At 68.8% G+C, this 6,794-nt stretch carries 7 protein-coding genes and 1 tRNA gene; 5 read left to right on the top strand and 3 right to left on the bottom strand.

All coding sequences use genetic code 11. The features are described from left to right. Positions 1–160 precede the first annotated feature (160 nt). The 3 genes from AC2W7C_RS11750 to AC2W7C_RS11740 all read left to right on the top strand — a co-directional run bounded on the left by AC2W7C_RS11750 (position 161) and on the right by AC2W7C_RS11740 (position 2,485). On the top strand, positions 161–1,141 hold the full coding sequence (locus AC2W7C_RS11750; RefSeq protein ID WP_486001602.1) for a hypothetical protein: 981 nt from the start codon (positions 161–163) through the stop codon (positions 1,139–1,141). A gap of 195 nt (positions 1,142–1,336) precedes the next feature. After that, entirely contained in the window at positions 1,337–1,780 is a 444-nt protein-coding gene (locus AC2W7C_RS11745) for a hypothetical protein (protein WP_486001601.1), read from the top strand. A gap of 330 nt (positions 1,781–2,110) precedes the next feature. Continuing rightward, entirely contained in the window at positions 2,111–2,485 is a 375-nt protein-coding gene (locus AC2W7C_RS11740; protein WP_486001600.1) for a PRC-barrel domain-containing protein, read from the top strand. Between the two features lie 11 nt (positions 2,486–2,496). Here AC2W7C_RS11740 and AC2W7C_RS11735 read toward each other — a convergent pair. Next, positions 2,497–2,572, bottom strand: a tRNA-Ile gene (locus AC2W7C_RS11735). A gap of 220 nt (positions 2,573–2,792) precedes the next feature. On the opposite strand from AC2W7C_RS11735, the gene AC2W7C_RS11730 reads away from it, so the two are divergent. Then, positions 2,793–3,584, top strand: a complete 792-nt coding sequence (locus tag AC2W7C_RS11730) for an SIMPL domain-containing protein (protein WP_486001599.1) — start codon at positions 2,793–2,795, stop codon at positions 3,582–3,584. 273 nt (positions 3,585–3,857) lie between these two features. Here the strand turns inward: AC2W7C_RS11730 and AC2W7C_RS11725 are convergent, their stop codons facing one another. After that, the gene (locus AC2W7C_RS11725) at positions 3,858–4,133 is read right to left on the bottom strand and encodes a hypothetical protein (RefSeq protein WP_486001598.1); all 276 of its coding nucleotides are present in this window, start codon (positions 4,131–4,133) and stop codon (positions 3,858–3,860) included. Between the two features lie 46 nt (positions 4,134–4,179). Continuing rightward, positions 4,180–4,536, bottom strand: coding sequence for an aspartate 1-decarboxylase (gene panD, locus AC2W7C_RS11720; protein WP_486001597.1), 357 nt, complete (start codon positions 4,534–4,536; stop codon positions 4,180–4,182). A 225-nt stretch (positions 4,537–4,761) separates the two neighbouring features. Between panD and sppA the strand changes: the two genes are divergently transcribed. Next, on the top strand, positions 4,762–6,543 hold the full coding sequence (gene sppA, locus AC2W7C_RS11715) for a signal peptide peptidase SppA (RefSeq protein ID WP_486001596.1): 1,782 nt from the start codon (positions 4,762–4,764) through the stop codon (positions 6,541–6,543). The last annotated feature ends 251 nt before the right edge of the window (positions 6,544–6,794 follow it).

Here is a 6,794-nt window from a genome sequence, read left to right as displayed (position 1 = left end):
CGGGCGGGAGCCCTGGTGATCCGCGCGCGGAGCGGGCCGTGCGTGGGCTGGCTGAACATCGACAAGCCGCTGACGATCATCGGCGAGGGCGGCTTCGATCCCCGCGACTGGCCGAACCGGGGCCGAGCCGACCCTGCAGGCCCCCGACGGCCTGCCCTGCATGACGGTGGCCGCGGGCGTGCGCGTCGACATCCGCGACATGGTCTTCGCCTCGCCCCGCGCCGGCGACGCGGCCTGCATCGTGGGCTACGGCGCCGAGATCGTCATGAACCGGGTGGGCTTCCATCACGCGGGCGACGAGGCGGCGATCTACGCCGACGGCGGCCTGCTGGACATCCGCAACGCCGTGCTGGACGCCCAGACCATCGCCCCGGCCATCGTCGCCGATGGCGCGGTGCTGAACGCCTGGGAGCTGACCGTCTCGGGCGCCCAGTCGGGCCTGGAGCTGATCCCCGGGGCCGGCCAGACCTCGCGCATCGGGGCCACCACCCTGAAGGGGACCAACGCCCCCAACAGCTTCGGGCCGCGCTCGATCGGCCTGCTGGTGCGCTCGGGCCGCGAGTATGGCCGGGTCGAGGTCGAGAACACGGCCATCTGCGGCTATGTCGAGGGCGTGGTGGTGGAAGGCGCCTCGGTCTCGGTCGACAACAGCCGCATCTGCCGGTCCGACAAGGGGGCGGTGCTGTACTCGGGCGAGCTGCGCCTGACCGACAGCCGCATCCGCGCCTCGACCGTGGGCGTCGCCGCCGCGGCCGGCCATGCGGTGGTGCTGGACAACGTCTTCGCCGGGGTGCGCGAGGTGATCTACCGCGAGCCCCGCGCCTCGGTGGAGGCGCGGGGCAACCGGGTGTGGTCGCAGCACGTCTGCCGGCCCCAGTTCCGCGACCGCTATCGCGGCCGGTACGAACCCTACTGGCGGCCCGGCGACGGCTGGGAGTGCGCCCGGGGCTCCTATCCGCGCGACTGGTGGAGCCAGGAGGATGGCCTGCTGGGCGTGGAGTACCAGGACGACGGCTACCGGTTGGACGGCTACGACGACTACCAGGACGGCGAGGGTTGGTACGACCGCGACGGCCGCTACGTCAGCGACCCGCGCTACCGCGGCGAGGACCGCTGGAGCCGGGGCGGGCGGTCGCGGTAGGTGATGGTAGCGAGTTCGATCACGCGTATTGGTCGCTGACCGCTAACTCGGGCCTGTACTCGACCTCAGCCGAAGTCACAGAGGCCGCGAAACAACAGCTGGACTGGCTCAAACCGTAAGGGCCGCTTCTCACTCTTAAGCGACCGTCAGCTCTCGGCCCATTGCTGATATTGCCGCCGCAGGCATAGTTCCTCCATGGATCTGAACACCATCCTGTCGGCTCTCTCGGGCAAGCGGGTCTCCGCCAAAACGGTGCCAGGGAACACCGTGGAAGTTTGGCTAGATGTCCCGCCACGATCTGACGACGCTCTCGTCATCGCTGTGGACGCGCCCTGGAGGCTTGTTCAGGCCGGTAGCGTGATCACAACGAGCGCGGAAATTCCCTGGGAGAAGGAAGAGGGAGAGAGCCAGTTCGATTATCAGGCCCGTAACGATGCCGCTCGGAGGGCGACAGACATCCTCATTGACCGGGTTCTCGAGGGTGCATCTTGCGACGGAAGCACCGGCGATCTGACGATCACCTTCGACGATGATCTGATCCTGCAATCCTTCACCGTCTGGCGGGACGAACCACAGTGGACACTACGCCTCTACGCCGAAAGTCGACGAGTTGGCCCCGGTCTCGATGAAGCGATCTAGCGTCCGCTTTCCACCCCGCGCGGATTTCCAGCGCGTCCGCTTTCGCGCCGGACAAGGGTTTGTCGGTGACAGTCCATCCCCGTCATCCTCGGGCGTGTCCCGAGGATCCATTTATCCGCCACCCCGACGGTTGAGGGTTGGCTGTCCAATCAACGCGTCACCTCGTCAGAATTTCGAAGGCGCTGACCGATGGATCCTCGGGACACGCCCGAGGATGACGGGGGAAGAAGCGGACCTACAGGTCCAGCCGCGGAACCCGGACCCCGCCGAACCGGTTCCCGTTCCGACGGCCGCGGCCGTTCCGGTCGCCGCCGCCAGCGGAGAAGACCCATGGCGGACGATCCTTCCCCCCACGAACTGATCATGGCCAGCCGGGTGACCGGCGCGGCTGTGTTCAACAAGGACGGCGAGCGTATCGGCCACGTCGAGGACCTGTCGATCGAGAAGCGGTCCGGCCGGACGCTCTACGCCATCATGTCCTTCGGCGGCTTCCTGGGCCTGGGCGAGCATCTGCACCCGCTGCCCTGGTCGATCCTGGAGTTCGACAGCGCCCTGAACGGCTATGTCGTGCCCCTGGACCGGGCGGCGCTGGAGAAAGCCCCCTCGCTGGATCGGGCTCGGCTGGAGGAGCTGGGCGCCGGCGACGCCTGGCGCACCCAGCTGTTCGCCTACTACGGCCCCTACGGCGCGCCGCCGTACATCTGAGGGCGGAGGGGTGGTAGGCCCGGCAGGACTCGAACCTGCAACCAGACCGTTATGAGCGGTCGGCTCTAACCATTGAGCTACGGGCCCCCAGAGGGAACGCACGGGCCTAGCAGGCGGCCCGGCGGCTTGCCAAGCGTCATCGGCCGAGCCTCTCGTCCGCCTTGGAGGTGTCGCCGATTTCACGTGGATGAACGGTTTCTGCCAATGGAGCCTGCCGGGCCGTTCAGGCGTTAAACGCCAAGGTTCAGCCACGGACGCCGGCCACGGTGGCCGCTCGGATCGTCCTCGTTTCCAACGGAGCTATTGAATGACCTCCCGCACCGCCGCCCTGCCGGCCGTTTCCAACCGCGCCCTGATGATCGGCGGCGCGCTGATGGCGGCCGCGGCCCTGACGGTCGCCGCCCCCTCGGCTCACGCCCAATCCCAACCGCAAGGAGGCTCGCCCTTGACCATCCAGGCCGTCACCGAGCGCCCGTCGCTGAACCTGTCGGCCTATGGCGAGGTCAAGGCCGCGCCCGACATGGCCACGATCAACTTCGCCGTGGTCACCGAGGCCCAGACCGCGGCCGAGGCGATGAGCCAGAACGCGACCCGCATGAACGAGGTCATGGCCGCCCTGCGCCGCGCCGGAATCCCGGCGGGCAAGATCCAGACCTCGGGCCTGAATCTGTCGGCGCAGTACGACTACGTCCAGAACGAGCCGCCGAAGCTGCGCGGCTACCAGGCGTCCAACCAGGTGACGGTGATCATCGAGGACCTGACCAAGGTGGGTTCGACCGCCGACGCGGTGGTCTCGGCCGGGGTCAACCAGATCAACGGCATCAGCTTCGGCCTGAAGGACCCGACGGCGGCCGAGAACCAGGCGCGCCAGCTGGCGGTCCAGGCCCTGCAGGCCAAGGCGGCGCTCTACGCCCAGGCCCTGGGCGTCGATCTGGGCGGCGTGCGCTCGGTGACCGAGGGTGGCGGCTACATGCCCCAACCGCCGCGCCCGATGTACGCCCGCGCCGAGATGGCGATGGACGCCGGCGGCACCCCGGTCTCGGCCGGCGAGCTGACGATCCGGATCGACATCACCGGCGTGTACGACCTGAATCGGTAACGCCTTCGGCGAGTGGTTAGTGGTTGGTGGTTAGTGGTTGCGGCGTCGTCGCCGGCTGCTGATCGCTAGCCGCTAGCCGCTCGTTCGACCACCGCCTGAAATCCGTCATTCCCGGCCTTGTGCCGGGAATCCATGAACGCCGAAGGTTGGAACCGAGACCCCCTGGCCGCCTCTCGCGGCTATGGATGGCCGGGACAAGCCCGGCCATGACGGAAGGGCGCGGGAAGTTCATCGACCGCGGACGACTGTCCGAGGGCCCAGGTCTCCATCCCGCTACTCGGCCTCGCGGGCCAGCATCAGGGTCACGCCGAAATTCAGGCCGTAGCAGATGCCGACCAGGGCCAGGACCACGATCGGAGCCTCGTCCACGAAGAACAGGGGCAGGCTCCAGGGCAGGCCCAGGATCTTGGCCGGCAGGAAGGTGAGGGCGCTGGCCGGCAGGCCCAGGACGGCCACGCCCGCCGGCGTCGCCAGCATCAGGGCGACCGCGCCGGCCAGGGCGTAGGCCAGGAACAGCGGCCACTTCAGCATGCGGATCGCGTGGTTCATCGGACGATCTCCCTGACGAACAGGGAAATCCCGCCGCGCGCGGAGGTCAAGCCGCGCGCTTGATCTCGTTGGCGTCGTCCAGCAGCACGACGGTGGGGGACCACTGGCGGGCCTCTTCCTGCGGCATCTGGCCGTAGGTGACCACGATCACCTTGTCGTTCTTCTGGACCAGGCGGGCGGCGGCGCCGTTGACGCCGATGACCTTGGAGCCTCGCGGGGCCTCGATGGCGTAGGTGGTGAAGCGCGCGCCGTTGGTGATGTTCAGCACGTCCACCTGCTCGTGCGGAAAGATGCCCGCGGCGTCCAGCAGGTCGGCGTCGATGGCGATCGAGCCTTCGTAGTCGAGGTCGGCCTGGGTCACCGTGGCGCGGTGCAGCTTGGCCTTCATCAGGGTGACCAGCATGGGGAGACGCCGATCCATCATGACGCGGGGCGATAGGCCCCCGCTCGCAGACCGCTCATATAGGGATTTCGGGAGAGTGCATCAATCGCGCTTTCGGCGGCGCACCATGATCATGCTGCGAACGCGTTCGCCCGTTACGGGACGTTCATTTGACGGAAGCCTTTGCCGCTCTATGGTCAAAATGTGGCCATCACCCGGCCCGCGCCCCGGACGACGTCGCTCTCCATGAAGCAATTCTTCCTGACCATGGGCGGCGTCTTCGCCGGCCTGCTGCTTTTCTTCGTCATCGTGCCGTTCCTGCTGATCACGGTGGCGATCAGCGCGGCCTCGTCCAAGGAGCCGACGCCGTCGCATACGGTGCTGGAGCTGGACCTGCGCGAGGGGCTGACCGACCAGGCGCCGAACAATCCGTTCGCCGTCTTCGGCGGCTCGGGCCTGTCGACGATGCAGATCGTCGACACCCTGGCCCAGGCCGAGACCGACAGCCGGGTGAAGGTCCTGCTGATCCGCCTGCCCGAGGCGGGGGTGACGCCGGCGGCGGCCGACGAAATCCGCCAGGCCGTGCGGCGCTTCCGCCGGGCGGGCAAGACGGTGATCGCCCATAGCCAGGGCTTCCAGCCGGTGGGAACCACCGTCTCCAGCTACATGGTCGGGGCCTCGGCGTCCGAGCTGTGGATGCAGAACACCGCCAGCTTCCAGCTGGCGGGCTTCTCGGCGGACTCGATCTTCCTGGGCCGCGCCTTCGACAAGTACGGCGTGAACGCCGAGTTCGAGCAGCGCTACGAGTACAAGAACGCCGTCAACGAATACACCGAGAGCGATTTCACCCCCGCCCACCGCGAGGCGATGACAGCGTGGATGACCTCGATCTACGACAGCGCCCTGGCCAACGCGGCCCAGGACCGCCGCACGACCCTGCCGCAGCTGAAGGCGACCATCGAGGCGGGCCCCTATTCGGCGGACCAAGCCCGTCAGCTGCGCCTGGTCGACAAGATCGGCCAGGTCGAGGAGGCCGAGACGGAAGCCAAGCGCCGGGCCGGGCGCGGGGCGCAGATCGTGGAGTTCGCCGACTACGCCTCGGCGATCGGCGAGCGGACGGGCTCGGGCGGCCAGACGATCGCCATCGTCGGCGGCGAGGGCGCGATCCTGACGGGGACCGGCGGAAACGCCGATCCGTTCGGCAGCGGCTCGTCGATCCGGTCGGACGACGTGGCCGAGGCGATCTACGACGCCATCAAGGACAAGTCGGTCAAGGCCATCGTCTTCCGGGTCTCGTCGCCGGGCGGCTCGCCCGAGGCGTCGGAACAGATCCTGGCGGCGGTGCGCGCGGCCAAGGCGGCCGGCAAGCCGGTGGTGGTCTCGATGGGCGACTATGCGGCCTCGGGCGGCTACTGGATCAGCTCGGAAGCCAACTGGATCGTGGCCCAGCCCACGACCCTGACCGGTTCGATCGGGGTGTTCGGCGGCAAGTTCGTGCTGGCGGAGGCGCTGGGCCGGTTCGGCGTGGACATGCGTCCGCTGTCGATCGGCGGCCAGTACGCGGACGCCTTCTCGCCGTCGCAGCCGTTCACGGCGGCGCAGCGGGCGGCCTTCGCGGCTCAGATCGACCGGACCTACGAGGAGTTCATCGCCCGGGTGTCGACCGGCCGGCGGCTGCCGGCGGCGCGGGTGCGCGAGATCGCCCGCGGCCGGGTCTGGACCGGCGCCCAGGCCCACCGGATCGGCCTGGTCGACCAGCTGGGCGGCCTGGAGGAGGCCATCGCCAAGGCCAAGGAGCTGGCCCGCATCCCGGCCGATCAGGACGTCCGGTACAAGCGCTTCCCGACCCCGGAATCGCCCTTCGAGGCCCTGTCCAAGGCGTTCGGCGTCTCGGGGGAGGCGGCGCGGGTCCTGGTGGGCATCGGCGGCGTCATGAGCGACCCGCAGGCCGAAGCGGCGGTTCGTCGCATCCAGATCGAGCGGGCGCGGGCCTCGGGCGCGTCGGTGCTGGCCGATCAACCGTACTGAGGCGGTTCAAGCCTGGCCGGACACTCGCCTGTGAAGGGCCTGCTCATTGACCGTTCAGGGCGATGGACCGACATTGGGCGTTCGGCGTTGTTCGCAGCGCCCCTGAAGGTGAATCCATGACCCAGTCCGACCGTCTGATCTTCGCCAACGCCGGCGCCCGCCGCGCGGGCGGCCTGCTGGCCCCCGTGATGTGGCTGGCCGGCATGATCGCGACCGTCGCCGCCATGACCATCGGCGCGCTGCTGGCGGTG

Source organism: Brevundimonas sp. CURTG3B2_SDJG, assembly GCF_057364705.1.
This window is presented reverse-complemented; position numbering and strand designations above follow the sequence as displayed.